This window comes from Candidatus Tisiphia endosymbiont of Neophilaenus lineatus (genome assembly GCF_964264975.1).
Lineage (GTDB): Bacteria > Pseudomonadota > Alphaproteobacteria > Rickettsiales > Rickettsiaceae > Tisiphia.
On the sequence record NZ_OZ183649.1, the window covers coordinates 227,706 to 248,487 of the forward strand.

27 protein-coding genes and 1 tRNA gene are annotated in these 20,782 nt (G+C 33.9%); 13 read left to right on the plus strand and 15 right to left on the minus strand.

Annotated features, from left to right (window positions below; translation table 11 throughout):
* Positions 1–31: 31 nt before the first annotated feature.
* The 4 genes from ACFE3K_RS01360 to rpmG form a co-directional block, all read right to left on the minus strand.
* Positions 32–1,780 (minus strand): ABC transporter ATP-binding protein, encoded by a 1,749-nt coding sequence (locus ACFE3K_RS01360; protein ID WP_375359444.1) that lies wholly within the window; start codon positions 1,778–1,780, stop codon positions 32–34.
* Between the two features lie 23 nt (positions 1,781–1,803).
* A tRNA-Thr gene (locus tag ACFE3K_RS01365) sits at positions 1,804–1,878 on the minus strand.
* 194 nt (positions 1,879–2,072) lie between these two features.
* Positions 2,073–2,408 carry a 30S ribosomal protein S16 gene (rpsP, locus tag ACFE3K_RS01370; protein WP_341747616.1) on the minus strand — a complete coding sequence of 112 codons (336 nt, stop codon included), beginning with the start codon at positions 2,406–2,408 and terminating at the stop codon, positions 2,073–2,075.
* A 14-nt stretch (positions 2,409–2,422) separates the two neighbouring features.
* A complete protein-coding gene (gene rpmG / locus ACFE3K_RS01375) occupies positions 2,423–2,593 on the minus strand; it encodes a 50S ribosomal protein L33 (protein WP_341747615.1) in 171 nt (56 codons plus the stop codon).
* Between the two features lie 259 nt (positions 2,594–2,852).
* On the opposite strand from rpmG, the gene ACFE3K_RS01380 reads away from it, so the two are divergent.
* The 3 genes from ACFE3K_RS01380 to ACFE3K_RS01390 all read left to right on the plus strand — a co-directional run bounded on the left by ACFE3K_RS01380 (position 2,853) and on the right by ACFE3K_RS01390 (position 4,004).
* The gene (locus tag ACFE3K_RS01380; RefSeq protein WP_375359062.1) at positions 2,853–3,212 is read left to right on the plus strand and encodes a helix-turn-helix domain-containing protein; all 360 of its coding nucleotides are present in this window, start codon (positions 2,853–2,855) and stop codon (positions 3,210–3,212) included.
* An 83-nt stretch (positions 3,213–3,295) separates the two neighbouring features.
* A complete protein-coding gene (locus tag ACFE3K_RS01385; RefSeq protein WP_375359063.1) occupies positions 3,296–3,751 on the plus strand; it encodes an IS6 family transposase in 456 nt (151 codons plus the stop codon).
* A complete protein-coding gene (locus ACFE3K_RS01390; RefSeq protein WP_375359049.1) occupies positions 3,693–4,004 on the plus strand; it encodes a hypothetical protein in 312 nt (103 codons plus the stop codon). Before ACFE3K_RS01385 ends, ACFE3K_RS01390 begins: the two co-directional genes overlap by 59 nt.
* Positions 4,005–4,147: 143 nt before the next feature.
* On the opposite strand, the gene ACFE3K_RS01395 is transcribed toward ACFE3K_RS01390, so the two are convergent.
* From ACFE3K_RS01395 to ACFE3K_RS01410, 4 genes are all read right to left on the minus strand, one after another.
* Positions 4,148–4,558 (minus strand): helix-turn-helix domain-containing protein, encoded by a 411-nt coding sequence (locus ACFE3K_RS01395; protein ID WP_375359064.1) that lies wholly within the window; start codon positions 4,556–4,558, stop codon positions 4,148–4,150.
* An 827-nt stretch (positions 4,559–5,385) separates the two neighbouring features.
* Positions 5,386–5,946, minus strand: a complete 561-nt coding sequence (locus ACFE3K_RS01400; RefSeq protein WP_375358342.1) for an IS630 family transposase — start codon at positions 5,944–5,946, stop codon at positions 5,386–5,388.
* The gene (locus ACFE3K_RS01405; RefSeq protein ID WP_375359445.1) at positions 5,940–6,191 is read right to left on the minus strand and encodes a helix-turn-helix domain-containing protein; all 252 of its coding nucleotides are present in this window, start codon (positions 6,189–6,191) and stop codon (positions 5,940–5,942) included. Before ACFE3K_RS01405 ends, ACFE3K_RS01400 begins: the two co-directional genes overlap by 7 nt.
* Before the next feature lie 24 nt (positions 6,192–6,215).
* Complete coding sequence (locus ACFE3K_RS01410; protein WP_375358833.1) at positions 6,216–6,389, minus strand: hypothetical protein; 174 nt, start codon at positions 6,387–6,389, stop codon at positions 6,216–6,218.
* Between the two features lie 354 nt (positions 6,390–6,743).
* Here ACFE3K_RS01410 and ACFE3K_RS01415 point away from each other — a divergent pair, with 354 nt between their 5' ends.
* The 6 genes from ACFE3K_RS01415 (at position 6,744) to ftsA (ending at position 13,072) form a co-directional block, all read left to right on the plus strand.
* Entirely contained in the window at positions 6,744–7,394 is a 651-nt protein-coding gene (locus tag ACFE3K_RS01415; protein WP_375359065.1) for a hypothetical protein, read from the plus strand.
* Positions 7,395–7,522: 128 nt separating this feature from the next.
* Positions 7,523–8,974, plus strand: a complete 1,452-nt coding sequence (gene murC / locus ACFE3K_RS01420; protein ID WP_375359066.1) for a UDP-N-acetylmuramate--L-alanine ligase — start codon at positions 7,523–7,525, stop codon at positions 8,972–8,974.
* 226 nt (positions 8,975–9,200) lie between these two features.
* Positions 9,201–10,079, plus strand: a complete 879-nt coding sequence (gene murB, locus ACFE3K_RS01425; protein WP_375359067.1) for a UDP-N-acetylmuramate dehydrogenase — start codon at positions 9,201–9,203, stop codon at positions 10,077–10,079.
* A complete protein-coding gene (locus ACFE3K_RS01430; protein WP_375359068.1) occupies positions 10,072–11,037 on the plus strand; it encodes a D-alanine--D-alanine ligase in 966 nt (321 codons plus the stop codon). Before murB ends, ACFE3K_RS01430 begins: the two co-directional genes overlap by 8 nt.
* A complete protein-coding gene (locus ACFE3K_RS01435) occupies positions 11,034–11,828 on the plus strand; it encodes a cell division protein FtsQ/DivIB (protein WP_375359069.1) in 795 nt (264 codons plus the stop codon). The genes ACFE3K_RS01430 and ACFE3K_RS01435 overlap by 4 nt, the downstream gene beginning before the upstream one ends.
* Before the next feature lie 5 nt (positions 11,829–11,833).
* A complete protein-coding gene (ftsA, locus tag ACFE3K_RS01440; protein WP_375359070.1) occupies positions 11,834–13,072 on the plus strand; it encodes a cell division protein FtsA in 1,239 nt (412 codons plus the stop codon).
* A 244-nt stretch (positions 13,073–13,316) separates the two neighbouring features.
* Here ftsA and ACFE3K_RS01445 read toward each other — a convergent pair whose 3' ends face one another.
* The 6 genes from ACFE3K_RS01445 to ACFE3K_RS01470 form a co-directional block, all read right to left on the minus strand.
* Complete coding sequence (locus ACFE3K_RS01445) at positions 13,317–13,877, minus strand: IS630 family transposase (RefSeq protein ID WP_375358611.1); 561 nt, start codon at positions 13,875–13,877, stop codon at positions 13,317–13,319.
* A complete protein-coding gene (locus tag ACFE3K_RS01450) occupies positions 13,871–14,371 on the minus strand; it encodes a helix-turn-helix domain-containing protein (protein ID WP_375358453.1) in 501 nt (166 codons plus the stop codon). Before ACFE3K_RS01450 ends, ACFE3K_RS01445 begins: the two co-directional genes overlap by 7 nt.
* 236 nt (positions 14,372–14,607) lie before the next feature.
* The gene (locus ACFE3K_RS01455; RefSeq protein WP_375358983.1) at positions 14,608–15,168 is read right to left on the minus strand and encodes an IS630 family transposase; all 561 of its coding nucleotides are present in this window, start codon (positions 15,166–15,168) and stop codon (positions 14,608–14,610) included.
* A 186-nt stretch (positions 15,169–15,354) separates the two neighbouring features.
* The gene (locus ACFE3K_RS01460; protein ID WP_375359071.1) at positions 15,355–15,531 is read right to left on the minus strand and encodes a helix-turn-helix domain-containing protein; all 177 of its coding nucleotides are present in this window, start codon (positions 15,529–15,531) and stop codon (positions 15,355–15,357) included.
* A 66-nt stretch (positions 15,532–15,597) separates the two neighbouring features.
* A complete protein-coding gene (locus ACFE3K_RS01465; protein ID WP_375359446.1) occupies positions 15,598–15,876 on the minus strand; it encodes a helix-turn-helix domain-containing protein in 279 nt (92 codons plus the stop codon).
* 24 nt (positions 15,877–15,900) lie between these two features.
* Positions 15,901–16,074, minus strand: coding sequence for a hypothetical protein (locus ACFE3K_RS01470; RefSeq protein ID WP_375359072.1), 174 nt, complete (start codon positions 16,072–16,074; stop codon positions 15,901–15,903).
* A gap of 203 nt (positions 16,075–16,277) precedes the next feature.
* On the opposite strand from ACFE3K_RS01470, the gene ACFE3K_RS01475 reads away from it, so the two are divergent.
* Together ACFE3K_RS01475 and ACFE3K_RS01480 are read left to right on the plus strand one after the other, a co-directional pair.
* Entirely contained in the window at positions 16,278–17,549 is a 1,272-nt protein-coding gene (locus ACFE3K_RS01475; protein WP_375359073.1) for an HlyC/CorC family transporter, read from the plus strand.
* On the plus strand, positions 17,542–19,371 hold the full coding sequence (locus tag ACFE3K_RS01480) for a heme lyase CcmF/NrfE family subunit (RefSeq protein ID WP_375359447.1): 1,830 nt from the start codon (positions 17,542–17,544) through the stop codon (positions 19,369–19,371). Before ACFE3K_RS01475 ends, ACFE3K_RS01480 begins: the two co-directional genes overlap by 8 nt.
* A gap of 171 nt (positions 19,372–19,542) precedes the next feature.
* Here the strand turns inward: ACFE3K_RS01480 and ACFE3K_RS01485 are convergent, their stop codons facing one another.
* Positions 19,543–19,734 carry a transposase gene (locus ACFE3K_RS01485; RefSeq protein ID WP_375359074.1) on the minus strand — a complete coding sequence of 64 codons (192 nt, stop codon included), beginning with the start codon at positions 19,732–19,734 and terminating at the stop codon, positions 19,543–19,545.
* A gap of 103 nt (positions 19,735–19,837) precedes the next feature.
* On the opposite strand from ACFE3K_RS01485, the gene ACFE3K_RS01490 reads away from it, so the two are divergent.
* Together ACFE3K_RS01490 and ACFE3K_RS01495 are read left to right on the plus strand one after the other, a co-directional pair.
* Positions 19,838–20,152 carry a helix-turn-helix domain-containing protein gene (locus tag ACFE3K_RS01490; protein ID WP_375359075.1) on the plus strand — a complete coding sequence of 105 codons (315 nt, stop codon included), beginning with the start codon at positions 19,838–19,840 and terminating at the stop codon, positions 20,150–20,152.
* A gap of 48 nt (positions 20,153–20,200) precedes the next feature.
* A complete protein-coding gene (locus ACFE3K_RS01495; protein ID WP_375358762.1) occupies positions 20,201–20,761 on the plus strand; it encodes an IS630 family transposase in 561 nt (186 codons plus the stop codon).
* Positions 20,762–20,782: the final 21 nt, after the last annotated feature.

Here is a 20,782-nt window from a genome sequence, read left to right on the forward strand (position 1 = left end):
GCCAGTTTTAACGAACTCTCTATTCATATTTTTACAAGTTTATTGACTGTTCTGTGCAAATTATTTTATAAATTTCACATTTCTCAAGCAGTTTAGCGTGAGTATCCCTTGCAATTAACCGTCCATGATCAATTACCAAAATTTCGTCAGCCTGCTCTATACTTGAAATACGATGAGCGATAGATAATATAGTTTTGTCTTTCATTATTTTTTGTAATCTATCTAGTAATTTTTGTTCACTCTCGCTATCTAAAGCACTCATTGCTTCATCTAGAAGTAAAATTTCTGGGTTATATAGAATTGCCCTACTAATAGCTATTCGTTGTTTCTGTCCTCCAGATAATTTAATGCCCTTCTCACCAATTTCGGTATCTAGTCCTTCTTGAAGATTTTGAACAAAATCCATTATTCCGGTATAATTAGCTGCTTTTATTATTTCTTCTTCACTAGCATCTGGTTTAGCAAAAACGATATTTGACCTAATCGTACCAGAGAAAATACTTGAATCCTGTGGGACATAGGCAATCATACGCCTTATCTGCTGGTCATTAGTCTCTGATATATCTTGCTTGGCAATTCTAATAATTCCTTTTTTAGGAAAATAAAATTTTAACATTAACTGCATCATGGTACTTTTACCAGCACCTGATCTGCCAACTATACCAATAAATTTACCTCTATCTATTTTAAATGACAGATCATCTATAACTAAACTATCTAATCTTGATGGATATATAAAGCTTACATTTTCAAACTCTATAATCCTAGAAGTCTTATTATCTTGATAATCACATATTTGGATATTGGTGTGTTGATTATTTTTGGAAGAATAATCTATAAGAGCAAAAACCCTTTCTGAAGCTACAAGAGATGAATGCACCTCACTTAGAAGCTCAAAAATACCCCCGCTGCTCATACCGGCGATTATAGCGTAATAAATAAATGATATCATCTGACCTGATGATAAATCGCCATGTATTATATCTCTGCTACCTACCCATATCACTATAGTGATAGAGAATAGTATAACTGAAATAGCTATCGCGAAAAATATAGAACGGATTTTCAAGCGATCTGCTGTATGCTTTAAATAATCAGAAATTTGCCTATTGAAATCAGATATTTTATTTGCCTGCTGATTAAAAGCTTGTATCGTGCAAATATTTGATACAGTTTCTTCTAAATTAGCTGCAATATTGGCTTGCGACTTGAGAGCATTTTTTGATAAATTTCTTACATATTTACCAAATTTCATTAGTGGTAACAATAATAATGGTATAATGGTAATGACAATCACAGCGAGTTTAGGGCTCTGAAAGAACATCAATATAATTCCACCAATTAGCATTATTGAGTTACGAACAAAGAAAGAGAGAAAATTGATAATCAACTTGGAGATAAGTTCTATATCTATAGTCAGGCGGGAGATGATATCACCAATTTTTACCTCTTCAAAACAAGCAATATCAAAATTAATTATATTACTGTAAGCTTCTTGCCTAATTGTACTCACAATTTTTTCAGCAATATTATTAATGAAATAAGAACGGAAAAAACTACCTATACTAAAAATTACTATTAAAATAGTAATATATAATATCGATTGATCAATTGACTGCAGATAATGTGTATTTAAACCATTATCAATTAACTGTCTAAAACTACTACCTATTGCTAGCAACGAAATTGACACACATAATAAGGCCAACATAACAATTGCTAGATCTAATTTATAGAGCTTTAAGTAACTAATAAATCTATAAGGAATTGTCTTATGTATTGTAAACATAATTATTAAATAGCTGGTGCCGGATGTCGGATTTGAACTGACGACCTACCGCTTACAAGGCGGTTGCTCTACCACTGAGCTAATCCGGCAAATAAGAAAAAGTTCTAAAGTCAAGCACCTATTAAGGTTGTTGTCATCTTCGCAAAAGCTGAAATCCAAAAAATAGCCTACAAAGGTTATTAGACATTATGGATTCCCGCCTACACGAAAATGACATCGATTTGGGTGTTTTAGATTCCTGCCGCAGCTCGAATGACATCCCCCTCAGAGGGGGGAATCCACCTTAAGCTTTTTTTGACTCTTTCTTAGGAGGTTTTATTTTACGATTCTTAATTTTAACTTCCATTTTCTTTTTGATTGATGCCGGAAGTAATATACCGGCTTCCTCAATAAACCTAGCAACACGATCTGTAGGCTGAGCCCCCGTACTTAACCAATATTCTATACGATCAGATTTTAGAACCACACGATTTGCATCACCTCTGACAAGCATTGGGTCATAAGTACCTACTTTCTCCAAAAAATCACCATCCCTAGGAGCTGTTGCATTAGCTACAACTACTCTATAATGAGGACGCTTCTTTGCCCCACCTCTTGCCAAACGAATTTTTGTTGCCATATACCTCTATTTCACTATTTAATCTTTTCTTCTTTAAAAGGAACATGCTTCCTGACTACAGGATCATACTTCTTAAATGATAACTTCTCAGTTTGAGTTTTAGGGTTGCGTTTCTTTACCAAAAAATACCCTGTACCAGCTGTACTAACAAGTCTTACCAAAACATTCTTATTTTTTTTAGCCACAACTATCAGACCTTTTTGTATTATTTATAAAATAAACTGTTGGTCATAATAAAGTAAGCTGGAAAATAGTCAAGAGTAAAATAACGGTTGTTCAACTGTTTATCGTCCTTAATGGCACCGTCAAGTTAAGAGAAATGTAAATTATACTAATTGCAATAATGAACACGGTGTTATAAAATGGGTTTTTAACTGATAAATAGGTACTCAAATAGCTAGGTTAATATTACCGCAAGGTTTTGAAGGTCATGATTTTATAAAAATGATGAAACATGAGCCGCATGGTCGAAATCGTATACGTGTATTGGCGATGTATCACCTTCAATTAGGCAAATCTTTTAAAGCCATATCTGAAATAGTGAAGTCACACTGGAAAACTGTGCAATCATCGCTCAGAAGATTTAGGAATCATGGTTTTGAAGGATTATTTGAATCACAAAGAAGCGGTGCCCCTAGGAAGATTAACAGTATACAAGAGTCTGCTATTTTTGATAAAATCAATACGCTCAGTGAAAGTAAAACTGGTGGGTATATAACTGGAAAGGAGCTACATATCATGTTAGTTGAGGAATATGGTGCTAAATGTGCTTTAAAAACAGTCTACAAGGCACCGTCAAGTTAAGAGAAATGTAAATTAAGTATTGAGCAAATGTAGGGAATAATTTATAGATTATCAGTGACAATTGTTACCTAAATTTCAGTGCTATGTGTATTATTCAATCCCCAAAGAGACATCGTTTTCCAGTAAGCATTATTAGCCATGCAGTATGGTTATATCATCGATTCAATAATAGTTACAGAGATGTACAAGAACAGATGGCCTATCGAGGTATTATTTTAAGTCATGAGACAGTAAGATTTTGGTGCAATAAATTTGCGGTTTATTTTCAAGATGTTATCAGAAAGCGAGAGAGGAAACCAACTGATAAATGGCATTTAGATGAGATGAATATTAAGATTCAAGTCGAGGTATTGATATTATGGAGAGCTGTTGACTCTGAGGGGCATGAATTAGAAGTATTACTGCAGAAGCGTCGTAATAAAAAATCAGCTATTCGTTTTTTATCAAAATTATTGGGTCATTATCCAGCTCCAAGAGTAATTGTTACTGATAAGCTCAGAAGTTACATTAAGCCGATTAAGCTTATGTGCCCTAAATGAGCATCGCACTCATAAAAGACTAAATAATCGTGTTGAGAATGCTCATCAACCAACTAGGCGCAACGAGAAGATATTAATTAAATTTAAGCATCCTAATTCAGCCCACTGTAAATTATCACTGATGGGAAAAGTCAGAAATATATTTGCCGTAAATGTTGGAAGATATAGTAAAACAGCAATTGAGCAAAGAATTGCATTTGCATCAGCTAAATCCATTTGGGACGAAGCCACTCAAAGACTTCTTGCTGCCTGAAATCTAAAAATATAGCTCTTTTTGATACTATTTTACTTAACTTGACGGTGCCATACACATAGCACTGAAATTTAGGTAACAATTGTTACTGATAATCTATAAATTATTCCCTACATTTGCTCAATACTTAATTTACATTTCTCTTAACTTGACGGTGCCTTGTAGACTGTTTTTAAAGCACATTTAGCACCATATTCCTCAAGTAACATGATATGTAGCTCTTTTCCAGTTATATACCCACCAGTTTTACTTTTACTGAGCGTATTGATTTTATCAAAAAGAGCAGATTCTTGTATAGTGTTAATCTTCCTAGGGGCACCGCTTCTTTGTGATTCAAATAATCCTTCAAAACCATGATTCCTAAATCTTCTGAGCGATGATTGCACAGTTTTCCAGTGTGACTTCACTATTTCAGATATGGCTTTAAAAGATTTGCCTAATTGAAGGTGATACATCGCCAATAAACGTATACGATTTCGACCATGCGGCTCATGTTTCATCATTTTTATAAAATCATGACCATGAAAACCTTGTGGTAATATTAACTTAGCCATTTGAGTACCTTTTATCAGTTAAAAACCCATCTTAGACCACTGCGTTAATTATTGCAATTGGTATCAGATATGGCTTTAAAAAATTTGCCTAATTGAAGGTGATACATCGCCAATAAACGTATACGATTTCGACCATGCGGCTCATGTTTCATCATTTTTATAAAATCATGACCTTCAAAACCTTGCGGTAATATTAACCTAGCTATTTGAGTACCTATTTATCAGTTAAAAACCCATTTTATAACACCGTGTTAATTATTGCAATTGGTATAATGGGTTTCTATAATTTTATATTCCCTAATTGTGGTCGTTATTATGGTTGTTCGTGTCTCCCTGTAAATCGACAAGGGAAGTATAAAACGTTGAGTTAGCAACAGGGTAGGGCAAGGAGAAGGGTGGGGGAGAAACGGAATCATCAGAAACTGTATCAAGATTAACAGTAGGATTAACAACAAGAGTATCATCCTCTACTTTTGCTGATTTACTAAAGTAGCTATTAGATGGAAGACTATCAGTCATAAATTTATGCTCATTAGTATTAATTAAAGATATAATCTAATAAATGTTAATGAATATAAGATAAATATTACAAAATTATTAAATTATAGCAATTAACTTTTACTAGAAGAACATATATACGCATACTTGACCTTTTTGTAAAGCACCGGGTAATTGAATCATCATGTAGAGTTGTCAACTTTTTTTATTCTTATCGTGGAATTCTTATATTAATTGTAAAAATTTATCTAAGGTAATTAGTGTTTAGTTATAATATGTTATTATAATAAAATATATATATAAAGGAGGTATAATACCAATTGCAATAATTAACACGGTGTATTTATCCAATCTCTATACATAATTGATTTTACTAAATCTACATTATGAGCAAGTTGATTCCAAGCGTAACAAGCCATAGTAACGATATCTTCATATACACCATAACATTGGTTAGACAAGAAATGATTTTTAATCCATTCCCAAACTTGTTCCATTGCATTAAGTTCCGGTGCATAGGGCGGAAGCGGTATCAAAGTGATATTGCTTGGCACAGTTAGTTTTTTGGCTGTGTGCCAACCTGCATTATCCGTTAGTAAAGCTATATGTCGGTTGCCTTGAATACTGCGAGAAAGCTCTTCTAAGAATTTATTCATTGCCTGTGTGTTTGCATATGGTAAAATTAATGCACAAGCTTCTCCTGTCTCATGGCAAGCAGCTCCGTAAATATATGTTGAAATAAATTGCTGTTGCCGAACTTTACGGGGTCTAGTGCCACGCTTAGCCCATATACGAGTTAAGCTACCTTGTTGCCCCACTCTAGTTTCATCCTGAGACCATATATCAACTTTACATCTATCGATATTTTTTGCTAATAATTTTGTTAACATGTCTGGAAAGTTTTTTTATATCTATTTTGAGTCTCTTGATTTGATTTTGGATGCATTGAACGAGAAGTAATCCAGCTAAAACCAAGGCGGTGCATAGTATTGTAGACTGTTTTGAAAGCACATTTAGCACCATATTCCTCAAGTAACATGATATGTAGCTCTTTTCCAGTTATATACCCACCAGTTTTACTTTTACTGAGCGTATTGATTTTATCAAAAAGAGCAGATTCTTGTATAGTGTTAATCTTCCTAGGGGCACCGCTTCTTTGTTATTCAAATAATCCTTCAAAACCATGATGCCTAAATCTTCTGAGCGATGATTGCATGGTTTTCCAGTGTGACTTCACTATTTCAGATATGGCTTTAAAAGATTTGCCTAATTGAAGGTGATACATCGCCAATAAACGTATACGATTTCGACCATGCGGCTCATGTTTCATCATTTTTATAAAATCATGACCTTCAAAACCTTGCGGTAATATTAACCTAGCTATTTGAGTACCTATTTATCAGTTAAAAACCCATCTTAGACCACTGCGTTAATTATTGCAATTGGTATAACTATTATTGAATCGATGATATAACCATACTGCATGGCTAATAATGATTACTGGAAAACGATGTCTCTTTGGGGATTGAATAATACACATAGCACTGAAATTTAGGTAACAATTGTTACTGATAATCTATAAATGATTCCCTACATTTGCTCAATACTTAATTTACATTTCTCTTAACTTGACGGTGCCTGTAGATTTAGTAAAATCAATTATGTATAGAGATTGGATAAATACACCGTGTTAATTATTGCAATTAGTATGATACAAGAAAGAAAGGTTGCACCAGAACTTATCTCGATTGTAGATGATCCCAAAAGTACTGAGTTTGGAGAGAAAATTGTTCAATTTGATAGAGTAGAAGATAAAATTAACAATACAGTAAGTGGATCATTATATATAAGTGCAAGCTGTAATATCTATGATAACCTAATTAGTACTGCTTTAAAAAATAATCAGTACATATTTTGTAAAGGAGGGTTTCTAGAAGTAGTGGGATACCAAGGGGCTGTTTGTCAAGATCAAGGATTTAGTTGGGAGATGGTAAAAAAACATTATACAGATCAGGTACAAACTACTCATAAGACCGTACAATTTCCTGATATAATATTTATTTGTGTTAATTCTTTTAGTAGATCACAAATAATGGCTAAATGTAGTAATAGTAAAAGTTGGGAGTCAAAAATGACTGTAGATGAGTACAATCATTATTCTAATAAAATGAGAGCGACTTATGAAATTATTGTAGCAGATCACGAATTGATAGCAAGAACAACAGTATTGCTTATTGATCCTATGGATTGTACATTTGCTAAAACTTGGGAATCGCAAATAAAACCTGAAATAGATCAGTTAATGGGTTTGATCACAGAGACCTGTGATTATTGTTAGTGAGTATACTCAATGAATTGCAAGATTTTGGAATATATACTCAAATCAATCGAAATTTTTTCTTAAAAGCTTGACCTTTGGTTAAAAACTGATTATGCAAGAGATAAACAACTATAACTATTATTAAAATGTTTTTATTAGAACTAAAAAAAATAAACGGAACTCTTGATACGATACATTTTATAGGTATCGGAGGAATCGGTATGAGTGGCATTGCCGAAATACTACATAATCTCGGATATAAAGTGCAAGGGTCTGATATAGCAGAAAATTATAATACCAAAAGACTAGAAAATAATGGTATTAAGGTTTTCCTAGGTCATCAAGGACAAAATGTCACTAATGTTTCATATGTAGTGGTATCATCAGCTATAAATAAAGATAATCCTGAAATTCAGGAAGCCTTACATAGAAAGATACCAATAATTAGGCGTGCTGAGATGCTGGCTAAATTAATGAGGCTAAAATATTCTGTAGCAATCTCTGGTTCGCATGGAAAGACTACTACAACATCACTAGTTGCTTGTTTATTTGAAGCTGCCGGGCTTTGTCCAACTTTAATTAATGGTGGTATTGTTAATAGTAAATCTACTAATGCCTATCTTGGGTCTGGGAATTATCTGATAGCCGAAGCCGATGAGTCTGACGCAACTTTCATTCACATACCAGCAACCGTTGCTGTAATAACTAATATCGATTCTGAACATCTAGATTTTTACCATGATTTTGATAGTTTAATTCAAGCTTTTAGAAGTTTTATAACTAATTTACCATTTTATGGTTTTGCAGTTGTTTGTATTGATCATCAAGCTGTTAGAAAACTAGTAAATGACATAGTTGAGCGTAGAATCATAACTTATGGAATAGACTCGGATGATGCTAACATACAAGCCTTTAATTTAGATTCTGATATTGAATCGTCAACTTTTGATGTGCGAATTAGTTTACCTAATGTAAATGGCGTAACAACTATCGAGAGAATCACTTTACCTACCCCAGGAAGACATAATATCCTTAATGCTCTTGCTGCTATCGCGATAGCTGTGGAGCTTGATTTTGGTATCAAAATTATTAAAAATGGATTTAATAGCTTTAAAGGGATAAAACGCCGATTTACTAAAGTGGCAGAATATAACAATGCTACGATAATTGATGACTATGCTCACCATCCGGAGGAAGTAAAAGCTACACTTGCTACGGCAAGAAATATTGCTAATAAGCGAAAGAGTAAGGTTATAGCAATCTTTCAACCACATAGATATTCAAGAGTTAAATATTTATTTGATGATTTTGTAACTTGTTTTTCTGACGCTGACCAGTTGTATATTACAGATATATATGCTGCCGGTGAACAGCCAATAGATGGTATAACGGGAAGAAACTTAGTAAACAAAATCAAAAATACTAAATCCCATGCAATGGTATCATTTATTGAGAATCACGAGGATATAGCTGGCATTATTGCCAAGGAGGCTATGCCAAATGATATAATAATTATGATGGGTGCTGGAAGTATTTCTACTTGGGTAAATAATGTGCATCAGCAATTTACGCGAGAACGTCATTGCGAGAAGGCATAAGCCAGTGAAGCAATCCATTTTGGTTATTTTTTGGATTGCTTTGTCGCTACTAAAGTAGCTCCTCGCAATGATGGCATGGACTCCGTCCAAACCCATCAATGGACTCCGTCCATATATTAGTACGTGAGCAGCGGAGATCTTTAGACACGACAACGCCAATTCTTGAAGTTCTACCTGAGTAGATGACGTTATTTTAACAAATTTATTAAGTAGATATTTTATAATTATGGAATTACTTGGTGAATATAGGAATAATTACAATCTAAGTCATCTAACTTGGTTTAAAGTTGGTGGACCTGCGGAGATATTTTTTAAACCATTAGACTCAATGACTTTAGCAGATTTTGTAGCACAAAACCAACAACAGAGACCAATAACTGTTTTAGGGGCTGGATCAAATATTATTATTAGAGATGGTGGTATAGAGGGAGTTGTAATAAAACTTGGTCAAAATTTTACTAATATAGAATTAATGCCGAATAATCAAATATCGGTAGGGAGTAGTTGCCTTAATTTTAACCTTGCTAAATTTTGTCAGGTACATTCAATTACTGGCTTTGAGTTTCTCAGCGGTATACCGGGTACTATAGGTGGTGGAGTGGTTATGAACGCTGGGGCGTATGGTTCAGAGTTTAAAGATATCATAATAGCAATTGAAGCAATAGATTCTAGAGGGAATTTTATCCTAATCCCTAACGAGGAGATAGGTTTTAAATATCGTGGTAATAATTTACCACAAGAGTTGATTATAACCAAGGCGATCTTTAAGACAGCTATAGGAGATAGTCATATGATCTTAGAAAAAATGAATGAAATAAATAAAAATAGACTAGCAACCCAGCCGATTAAAGAACGGACGAGCGGCAGTACATTTGCTAATCCAGAGAATCATAAAGCATGGCAATTAATTGACAAAGCTGGTATGAGGGGATACAGAATTGGCGGGGCTTCTATGTCACAACTACATTGTAATTTTATGATAAACCATGGTAATAGCTCTGCTCGTGATTTAGAAGATCTAGGTGTTCTTGTTAAAAAAAATGTATTTGAAGATAGTGGAATTAGTTTAGAATGGGAGATTAAACGAATAGGGAAATATGCATAAATATCAAACAAGCTTTATTGCCAATTCTAAGGTTACAATATTAAGCGATAAAGGAAAAAAACATGTGGCAGTAGTAGGTGGCGGTATGTCGGCTGAGCGAGAAGTTTCTTTAGTATCGTCTTCGGGGGTTAACCAAGCGTTGGTAGATAGTGGGTATAAAGTTACTTGCATAGATATGGGAGTAGATATTGCTTCAGTATTGTTGCAGATAAAGCCTGATATAGTTTATAATTGTTTACATGGCACTTATGGTGAAGATGGTTGTTTGCCTGGATTACTCAATATCCTACGAATTCCTTATACTCATAGTGGTGTTCTTGCTTCTTCTTTAGCATTTAGTAAAACACATGCAAAAGCATGGTTTGTTGTTAATGATATTAAGATAGCCAAGAGTATTGTCATTAATAAATCTGACAATATTAGCAACGACCCTATGCCAAGACCATATGTGATAAAACCTCTCACCCAAGGATCAAGCATAGGCGTTGAAATAATATTTGTTGAAGATGATTTTAACTTTGCTGATTATGATTTTCCTTATGGTGATCAGGTAATGATTGAAGAATATATTAAGGGGAGAGAAATGCAGGTAGCCGTTTTAAACGGCAAAGCTTTAGGGGTATTGGAAATAAAACTTCTGAAACAGCGTTTTTATGATTATAAGACTAAATACACAGATGGATTTGCTGAGCATTTATGTCCAGCTCCACTACCACAGAATATGTATAATAAATTATTAGAAGAGTCGGAAAAAATATATCAAACCATGAATTGTAGAGGTGTAGTTAGAGAGGAGTTTATTTTTGATGAAAGCAAGAATGAATTTTTTACTCTAGAAGTTAACACCCATCCTGGTATGACTTCCTTATCGATTATACCAGAAATAGCTGCCTTACAGGGGATGGATTTCCGTACACTAGTTGAAAGAATTTTAGAAACAGCATGTATTGACACATGAAGAGGAATAAAGCGTCTAGTAAGAAGAAAAAAGCCAATATACCGCTGCGACGAAAGTTGGCAGTGTTGTATATTAGAGTGGTATGTTTTATTAAAATTGCCCTAGTGGTTTTGCTGTCTGCATTTTTCTTTACTAGCTATTTTGCTCCTATAAGACAAGAAATTATCCAAAATACTTACGAATTTACTTCTGATATTGGATTTAAACTTGAAAATGTTTTAATAGAAGGACAATATAATACTAAGGCAGAAGATATATTGGCTACTTTAAATGCTGATAAGGGTACACCTATTCTTTCTCTAGATATGGAGGCAATAAAGAATAATTTGCAACGCAATCCTTGGATTAAAAATGTTGCAATTATCGAGAGAAGATTACCTAACACTATTTACATAAGATTAATTGAGAGAGTGCCTATTGCTATTTGGCAGATTAACGGGCAAGTTTTTCTTATTGATCAAGAAGGATATAAAATTACCAATAATATAGGTAGTTTCTCTAATCTTTTGCATGTTGTGGGATCAGATGCTAATATTTATACTAGCAAATTAATTCAGGATTTAGCTAAACACCCTGAATTAGCTAAAAAAATTATCTCTTCTGTACGTTATGGAGGAAGACGTTGGGATTTAAATCTAGAACAAGGTATTACTGTTAAAATGCCGGACTTAAGGTTTGAATATGCTTTAGATTATCTTGCAGGATTGGATATGAAAAATATATTATTTAATCAGAACTATAAAATTGTAGATTTACGAGATTCGAGTAAAGTTTACATGGAAAAATATTAAAAGTTATGAAAGCCAAATTGTCTAACTTTGTTACTCTTGACCTTGGTAGTAGTAAAATAGCTTGCATTGCGGCATATATTGACAAAAGAGAGGAAGCAAAAATAATAAGCCAAAATCTGTATTACTCAAAAGGCATTAAATCAGGAGTCATATTAGATTTAAAAGAGGCAGAAAATAGCATAGTCGGGGCGATTTATGCATTAGAAAAAGATTGCGGTAAAAACATAAAAAAAATAACTATATCACTAACAGGCTATGGCACTAAGTCTTATTACATAAATAATAAAATAAAACTTTCTAATCAGCCAATTTCACAGCAAGATATCAAAAAACTTATCAAAAAAGCCTTATTGGAGTTCAAGCTTAAAGACCGAGAAATTATTCATTATTTTCCTATAGAATTTATTCTTGACGATAATAATGCTATTGAAGACCCAGTTGGGATGTTTGGCAAAGAATTAGGGTGTGAATTACATATTATTACAGCAAATTCTAATATGCTGATGAATATTACCAATTGTTTTGCAAAATGTCATGTTGAAATAAATAATATTATATTAGCAATTTACGCTTCGGGAATTGCTTGTCTTTCAGAAGATGAAAAAGCTCTTGGTTCTATTATAATTGATATGGGTGCTAGAACTACCTCATTTGGTGTATTCGTCTCAGGTAAATTACTATATACAAGCTACATAGATATAGGTAGCTTTCATATTACATCTGACATAGCAAAAGTCTTTTCAGTAAGCCTTGATGTTGCAGAAAAACTTAAAATTCTTCATGGTAATGCTATGCCATCTTCTTTTGATAAAGATAGTGTTATTATTTTAGAAGATTCTGAAATGGAGATTCCTGATAGCGGTAGACCAACAATTACTTCAAAATATCTTGCATCTGTCATTAATCCAAGAGTAGAAGAAATATTATTGATGGTTCAAGCAGAATATGACAAAGTTGTTGCAGGCAATATGATCGCTTATCGCATTGTTATTACCGGCGGTGGGGCAATGCTTCGAGGAGTAAAAGAACTGGCAAGCAAAATTTTTGAAAAACAAGTACGAATTGGTAAACCAGAGGTCTTAATAGGTTTTGCTGAAGATTATAATCCCCATATATACTCCACTTCTATAGGTATGGTAAAAAATCAATCTTTAAAAATACAAAAAAATAATTTTGATATGAATGATAATAATGATACTAGTTGGTTTAAAAAGTTTCTAATTTGGCTAAAAGAGAATATTTGAAAAGAAAATGCCTAATACTCGATAATCAAGTTTTTTAGAATTATTAAAAAATACGTCATTGCGAGGAGCCGCTGAAAGCGGCGACGTGGCAATATTTTGAAGTAGCAACTCTTACTTCACAAGATCGCCACGACACCTAAAGGTGTCTCGCGATGACGATTATACAAAAAATGTACTACGCTATTAGCCTTACAGGCTGACTTTAAAATTACCCTAGCTTGAAGTGTTATACCAATTGTAATAATTAACACGGTGTATTTATCCAATCTCTATACATAATTGATTTTACTAAATCTACATTATGAGCAAGTTGATTCCAAGCGTAACAAGCCATAGTAACGATATCTTCATATACACCATAACATTGGTTAGACAAGAAATGATTTTTAATCCATTCCCAAACTTGTTCCATTGCATTAAGTTCCGGTGCATAGGGCGGAAGCGGTATCAAAGTGATATTGCTTGGCACAGTTAGTTTTTTGGCTGTGTGCCAACCTGCATTATCCATTAGTAAAGCTATATGTCGGTTGCCTTGAATACTGCGAGAAAGCTCTTCTAAGAATTTATTCATTGCCTGTGTGTTTGCATATGGTAAAATTAATGCACAAGCTTCTCCTGTCTCATGGCAAGCAGCTCCGTAAATATATGTTGAAATAAATTGCTGTTGCCGAACTTTACGGGGTCTAGTGCCACGCTTAGCCCATATACGAGTTAAGCTACCTTGTTGCCCAACTCTAGTTTCATCCTGAGACCATATATCAACTTTACATCTATCGATATTTTTTGGTAATAATTTTGTTAACATGTCTGGAAAGTTTTTTTATATCTATTTTGAGTCTCTTGATTTGATTTTGGATGCATTGAACGAGAAGTAATCCAGCTAAAACCAAGGCGGTGCATAGTATTGTAGACTGTTTTTAAAGCACATTTAGCACCATATTCCTCAAGTAACATGATATGTAGCTCTTTTCCAGTTATATACCCACCAGTTTTACTTTTACTGAGCGTATTGATTTTATCAAAAAGAGCAGATTCTTGTATAGTGTTAATCTTCCTAGGGGCACCGCTTCTTTGTGATTCAAATAATCCTTCAAAACCATGATTCCTAAATCTTCTGAGCCATGATTGCACGGTTTTCCAGTGTGACTTCACTATTTCAGATATGGCTTTAAAAGATTTGCCTAATTGAAGGTGATACATCGCCAATAAACGTATACGATTTCGACCATGCGGCTCATGTTTCATCATTTTTATAAAATCATGACCATGAAAACCTTGTGGTAATATTAACCTAGCCATTTGAGTACCTTTTATCAGTTAAAAACCCATCTTAGACCACTGCGTTAATTATTGCAATTGGTATTAGGTTTGTGGTTTATTCTTTAGAGCCTTCGCTGTCGTCTCCTAATATTGGTCGATCATCTTGCTCGTCAGTGAACAACCGTAAGGTAGAATTTAAATTAGACGTTAAGGAAGGCTGTAAGGCATTATCAGTAGCATTAGGAAACTGTACGGCATTATACCAATTGCAATAATTAACACGGTGTATTTATCCAATCTCTATACATAATTGATTTTACTAAATCTACATTATGAGCAAGTTGATTCCAAGCGTAACAAGCCATAGTAACGATATCTTCATATACACCATAACATTGGTTAGACAAGAAATGATTTTTAATCCATTCCCAAACTTGTTCCATTGCATTAAGTTCCGGTGCATAGGGCGGAAGCGGTATCAAAGTGATATTGCTTGGCACAGTTAGTTTTTTGGCTGTGTGCCAACCTGCATTATCCGTTAGTAAAGCTATATGTCGGTTGCCTTGAATACTGCGAGAAAGCTCTTCTAAGAATTTATTCATTGCCTGTGTGTTTGCATATGGTAAAATTAATGCACAAGCTTCTCCTGTCTCATGGCAAGCAGCTCCGTAAATATATGTTGAAATAAATTGCTGTTGCCGAACTTTACGGGGTCTAGTGCCACGCTTAGCCCATATACGAGTTACGCTACCTTGTTGCCCAACTCTAGTTTCATCCTGAGACCATATATCAACTTTACATCTATCGATATTTTTTGCTAATAATTTTGTTAACATGTCTGGAAAGTTTTTTTATACTAATTGCAATAATTAACACGGTGTTAATTATTGCAATTGGTATAACATGATATGTAGCTCCTTTCCAGTTATATACCCACCAGTTTTACTTTCACTGAGCGTATTGATTTTATCAAAAATAGCAGACTCTTGTATACTGTTAATCTTCCTAGGGGCACCGCTTCTTTATGATTCAAATAATCCTTCAAAACCATGATGCCTAAATCTTCTGAGCCATGATTGCACAGTTTTCCAGTGTGACTTCACTATTTCAGATATGGCTTTAAAAGATTTGCCTAATTGAAGGTGATACATCGCCAATAAACGTATACGATTTCGACCATGCGGCTCATGTTTCATCATTTTTATAAAATCATGACCTTCAAAACCTTGCGGTAATATTAACCTAGCTATTTGAGTACCTATTTATCAGTTAAAAACCCATTTTATAACACCGTGTTCATTATTGCAATTAGTATTATATCTATTTTGAGTCTCTTGATTTGATTTTGGATGCATTGAACGAGAAGTAATCCAGCTAAAACCAAGGCGGTGCATAGTATTGTAGACTGTTTTTAAAGCACATTTAGCACCATATTCCTCAAGTAACATGATATGTAGCTCTTTTCCAGTTATATACCCACCAGTTTTACTTTTACTGAGCGTATTGATTTTATCAAAAAGAGCAGATTCTTGTATAGTGTTAATCTTCCTAGGGGCACCGCTTCTTTGTTATTCAAATAATCCTTCAAAACCATGATGCCTAAATCTTCTGAGCGATGATTGCATGGTTTTCCAGTGTGACTTCACTATTTCAGATATGGCTTTAAAAGATTTGCCTAATTGAAGGTGATACATCGCCAATAAACGTATACGATTTCGACCATGCGGCTCATGTGTCATCATTTTTATAAAATCATGACCTTCAAAACCTTGCGGTAATATTAACCTAGCTATTTGAGTACCTATTTATCAGTGAAAAACCCATTTTATAACACCGTGTTAATTATTGCAATTGGTATAAGGCAAGAGCATACTAAAAAAGTATTAGGGGAATTGCACAATTGCCAATATAATTAGATTTACGCTAATAATTTATACAAGGATCAATGACTATTTTTTTGACAATCATTATTGTTCTAATGATAGGATGTGCCGCACTGCTTTCAGCTACTGAAACGGGCATCACCGCGTCTTCTCCGGGGAAAATACAAACGTTTAAGGCAAAAGCTATTAAACGTAACACTGTATTACAAGTTCTCAAGAATAAAGAAAAAGTAATTGGCACATTATTGATTGGTAATACTCTGCTTAATACTGTTTGCACTACCATTGCTACCAGTATATTTATCGATTGGCTAGGTGATAGTGGCACTGTCGTAGCTTCAGCAGTGATGGCTTTCGTGATAATTGTTTTCGGCGAGATAATACCTAAAGCTATTGCTGTAGCAAAAGCAGAACAGTTAGCATTATTCACTTCTCCAGCAATTATATTTTTCCTAAAGCTTTTGAAACCAATTAATTCTCTTTTTGAAGTTATAGTTAAGCTGTTCTGTTTTATTTTCCGTATTAATCTACAACAAAATATCTCGGGAGCAGAAGAAGTCAGAGGAGTTATTGAACATTATCATCAAGAAGGTAATGTTTATAAATCTGACCGTGACATGTTAGGGGGTATATTAGATATTAGGAAAATGACAGTATCTGAAATTATGATACATAGAAGTAACATAGTAGCCATTAATGTAGATTTGCCTAAAGAGGAGATAGTGAGGCGAGCATTATTATCTAGCCCCCATACAAGAATACCATTATGGAAGGACACTCAGGACAACATAATTGGCGTACTTCACATGAGAGATCTACTCCGGGCTCTTTATGAAAAGAATAACGATGCAAAAAAAATTAATATCAAAGAATTAGTAAATCAGCCTTGGTTTATACCTGATAATGCTTTGGTAACTCATCAACTTCATGCTTTTAGAGAAAGAAAGAGCCATTTTGCCTGTGTTGTTGACGAATATGGTGATCTACAAGGTATTATTACTCTAGAAGATATTCTAGAAGAGATTGTTGGTCCTATTATCGATGAGCATGATTATCCTATTAACACAATTGTAAAAAAATCTGATGAGGAGTTTATTATTGATGGATCTGTAACCATAAGAGATGTAAATAGAGAATTAAATTGGAGTCTACCTGATGATGACGCAAATACCATAGCTGGCTTAATTATCCATACACTTGAGCGTATTCCCAATCAAGGAGAATCTATCAAGATATTTAATTTAAGTATCACTATTAACAAAAAAATAGGTAACAGACTTGATAGCATAAAAGTCATTATTCTACCAAATAAAGAATCTGAAAGTGATAAGTAGTCTTGGCAATTATTTACAAATATCTGCAATTTTATTCAGCATACTAACAGTTGTTAGTTCTTTATATTTATATCGTTCTGCTACTTTTTTTTTCTACCTTAGTTTCCTGTCAACATTATTATCTTTCTTGCTATTAGTATATGGATTTATCATATCAGATTTTTCTGTGCAGAATGTCTTTCTGAATTCTAGTACATTAAAGCCTCTAGGATTTAAGATTGCTGCTAGTTGGGCGAGTCATGAGGGGTCTATCCTATTATGGCTATGTTTATTACAAACTATAGGTGTTATTTATATTGCACTATTCAATAGCCGTCTAATTCAAGTCTATCACATAATTATACTAGCACTAATACAAATCTTATTCGGTAGTTTCATTTATTTTACCTCTAACCCATTTGATAGCCTATCCTTCCGTCCCACCCAGGGACTCGGCTTAAACCCCATGCTGCAAGATATTGCCCTAATAATACATCCCCCTATATTATATTTAGGCTATGTCTGTTACGTCGTACCTTTCACATCTGCTTGCGTAATCTTGCTTACGTCTAGTTTAGACTTTGTTAATCTCAGAGCAATTAAAATATTTACCAATTTAGGAATGCTATTTTCAACCTTAGGAATAGCACTAGGATCATGGTGGGCGTATAGAGAGCTTGGCTGGGGTGGTTTTTGGTTTTTTGATCCAGTAGAAAATATTTCCCTACTACCATGGCTGTCGGCTATCGTTCTACATCACTCAATCTTGGTAACGATAAAATCTGGACGAATGACAAACTGGAGCATAACCCTATCAATTATCACTTTTTTACTAGTAGTATTTAGTACGTTTTTAGTACGCTCAGGGCTAATCACCTCAATCCATTCTTTTGCCTCATCACCTGAGCGAGCAATCTACATGTTGGTAATATTTGCTATTATTGCTATATCAAGCTTAGTGTTACTGTTAGTAAAAGGACAAAATATCACTCAACCTGATTCTACAGGATTAGACAAGCATAACTTTAAGTACAAACTTATTATTTGGGGTAGTATATTTTTCTTAACAGCCCTAGTAATATTACTATGTGCCACCATTTACCCCATAGTTTATTCTTTATTATACCAAGAATCTATTACCATTAGTGAAATATTCTTTATCAATAATTTTATAATCTTCATTATTCCAACAGTTCTACTAGTTGGCATTGCTTATAATACCAGAAAAAAACAGCTACTAATTTTAGCTAGTTCTTTTGCAATAACTGTTATTAGCTCATACCAAATTCAGTATGGTTTTATTTCAGCATGTGCCGTAACATTCTCTCTTTTTCTAATAATACAAAATTGTTATTATATATTAGCAAAAAGCAATTTTTTTAGAACCAAACTAAAAGCTAATATTGCTATGATCTTAGGGCATTTAGGCTTTGGCTTACTTGTTTTAACTATTACTCTTAATTCATTATTACAAAGTGAAGTAGATTTTATAGGAAAAGTTGGAGACAAGGTAACAGCCGGTGGGTTTGAAGTTACCTTAAAAGATATGAGAGTATCCTCAGCCCAAAATTATTATCGGCAAATTGCTGAATTTTGGATTGAGGATCAACAAAATAATATCACCATCTTAAAGCCTGAGAATAGATTATATATAATAGAAAAACAACTATCCCAAGAAAGTAATATATATTCTTATTTAACTTATGATCTTTACGCGGTTCTAAGTAAAATTGATGATGATGTAATTCACGCAAAAATATATTACAAACCAATGATGAGTTTTATTTGGATATCTATTATGCTTATGGCTGGAGGATTCTTAATCGGATTATTAAAAACATGACAGTTTTTTCTTAATAGACTTCTTGCAGAATTCGCTTTTGCTAAGAAATTTTTAGGAGAAACGAAGCCGAACACCGCAACGTACATGGACGTAAGAGAGGAGTACAGGCAAGTTTCGACGGCACCGTCAAGTTAAGTAAAATAGTATCAAAAAGAGCTATATTTTTAGATTTCAGGCAGCAAGAAGTCTTTGAGTGGCTTCGTCCAAAATGGATTTAGCTGATGCAAATGCAATTCTTTGCTCAATTGCTGTTTTACTATATCTTCCAACATTTACGGCAAATATATTTCTGACTTTTCCCATCAGTGATAATTTACAGTGGGCTGAATTAGGATGCTTAAATTTAATTAATACTAATTGCAATAATTAACGCAGTGGTCTAAGATGGGTTTTTAACTGATAAATAGGTACTCAAATAGCTAGGTTAATATTACCGCAAGGTTTTGAAGGTCATGATTTTATAAAAATGATGAAACATGAGCCGCATGGTCGAAATCGTATACGTTTATTGGCGATGTATCACCTTCAATTAGGCAAATCTTTTAAAGCCATATCTGAAATAGTGAAGTCACACTGGAAAACTGTGCAATCATGGCTCAGAAGATTTAGGCATCATGGTTTTGAAGGATTATTTGAATCACAAAGAAGCGGTGCCCCTAGGAAGATTAACAGTATACAAGAGTCTGCTATTTTTGATAAAATCAATACGCTCAGTGAAAGTAAAACTGGTGGGTATATAACTGGAAAGGAGCTACATATCATGTTATACCAATTGCAATAATTAACACCGTGTTAATTATTGCAATTAGTATAAAAAAACTTTCCAGACATGTTAACAAAATTATTAGCAAAAAATATCGATAGATGTAAAGTTGATATATGGTCTCAGGATGAAACTAGAGTTGGGCAACAAGGTAGCTTAACTCGTATATGTGCTAAGCGTGGCACTAGACCCCGTAAAGTTCGGCAACAGCAATTTATTTCAACATATATTTACGGAGCTGCTTGCCATGAGACAGGAGAAGCTTGTGCATTAATTTTACCATATGCAAACACACAGGCAATGAATAAATTCTTAGAAGAGCTTTCTCGCAGTATTCAAGGCAACCGACATATAGCTTTACTAACGGATAATGCAGGTTGGCACACAGCCAAAAAACTAACTGTGCCAAGCAATATCACTTTGATACCGCTTCCGCCCTATGCACCGGAACTTAATGCAATGGAACAAGTTTGGGAATGGATTAAAAATCATTTCTTGTCTAACCAATGTTATGGTGTATATGAAGATATCGTTACTATGGCTTGTTACGCTTGGAATCAACTTGCTCATAATGTAGATTTAGTAAAATCAATTATGTATAGAGATTGGATAAATACACCGTGTTAATTATTGCAATTGGTATCAGAT

Coding starts and splice junctions, on each gene's coding strand:
- ACFE3K_RS01495 (WP_375358762.1), top strand. CDS start 20,201: ATGTTAACAAAATTATTAGCAAAAAATATCGATAGATGTAAAGTTGAT.
- ftsA (WP_375359070.1), top strand. CDS start 11,834: ATGAAAGCCAAATTGTCTAACTTTGTTACTCTTGACCTTGGTAGTAGT.
- ACFE3K_RS01395 (WP_375359064.1), bottom strand. CDS start 4,558: ATGGCTAAGTTAATATTACCACAAGGTTTTCATGGTCATGATTTTATA.
- ACFE3K_RS01445 (WP_375358611.1), bottom strand. CDS start 13,877: ATGTTAACAAAATTATTACCAAAAAATATCGATAGATGTAAAGTTGAT.
- ACFE3K_RS01435 (WP_375359069.1), top strand. CDS start 11,034: ATGAAGAGGAATAAAGCGTCTAGTAAGAAGAAAAAAGCCAATATACCG.
- ACFE3K_RS01475 (WP_375359073.1), top strand. CDS start 16,278: ATGACTATTTTTTTGACAATCATTATTGTTCTAATGATAGGATGTGCC.
- ACFE3K_RS01470 (WP_375359072.1), bottom strand. CDS start 16,074: ATGATGACACATGAGCCGCATGGTCGAAATCGTATACGTTTATTGGCG.
- ACFE3K_RS01450 (WP_375358453.1), bottom strand. CDS start 14,371: ATGGCTAGGTTAATATTACCACAAGGTTTTCATGGTCATGATTTTATA.
- ACFE3K_RS01430 (WP_375359068.1), top strand. CDS start 10,072: ATGCATAAATATCAAACAAGCTTTATTGCCAATTCTAAGGTTACAATA.
- ACFE3K_RS01490 (WP_375359075.1), top strand. CDS start 19,838: ATGATGAAACATGAGCCGCATGGTCGAAATCGTATACGTTTATTGGCG.
- murB (WP_375359067.1), top strand. CDS start 9,201: ATGGAATTACTTGGTGAATATAGGAATAATTACAATCTAAGTCATCTA.
- ACFE3K_RS01385 (WP_375359063.1), top strand. CDS start 3,296: ATGTGTATTATTCAATCCCCAAAGAGACATCGTTTTCCAGTAAGCATT.
- ACFE3K_RS01455 (WP_375358983.1), bottom strand. CDS start 15,168: ATGTTAACAAAATTATTAGCAAAAAATATCGATAGATGTAAAGTTGAT.
- ACFE3K_RS01380 (WP_375359062.1), top strand. CDS start 2,853: ATGATGAAACATGAGCCGCATGGTCGAAATCGTATACGTGTATTGGCG.
- rpsP (WP_341747616.1), bottom strand. CDS start 2,408: ATGGCAACAAAAATTCGTTTGGCAAGAGGTGGGGCAAAGAAGCGTCCT.
- ACFE3K_RS01410 (WP_375358833.1), bottom strand. CDS start 6,389: ATGATGAAACATGAGCCGCATGGTCGAAATCGTATACGTTTATTGGCG.
- murC (WP_375359066.1), top strand. CDS start 7,523: ATGTTTTTATTAGAACTAAAAAAAATAAACGGAACTCTTGATACGATA.
- ACFE3K_RS01400 (WP_375358342.1), bottom strand. CDS start 5,946: ATGTTAACAAAATTATTAGCAAAAAATATCGATAGATGTAAAGTTGAT.
- ACFE3K_RS01460 (WP_375359071.1), bottom strand. CDS start 15,531: ATGATGAAACATGAGCCGCATGGTCGAAATCGTATACGTTTATTGGCG.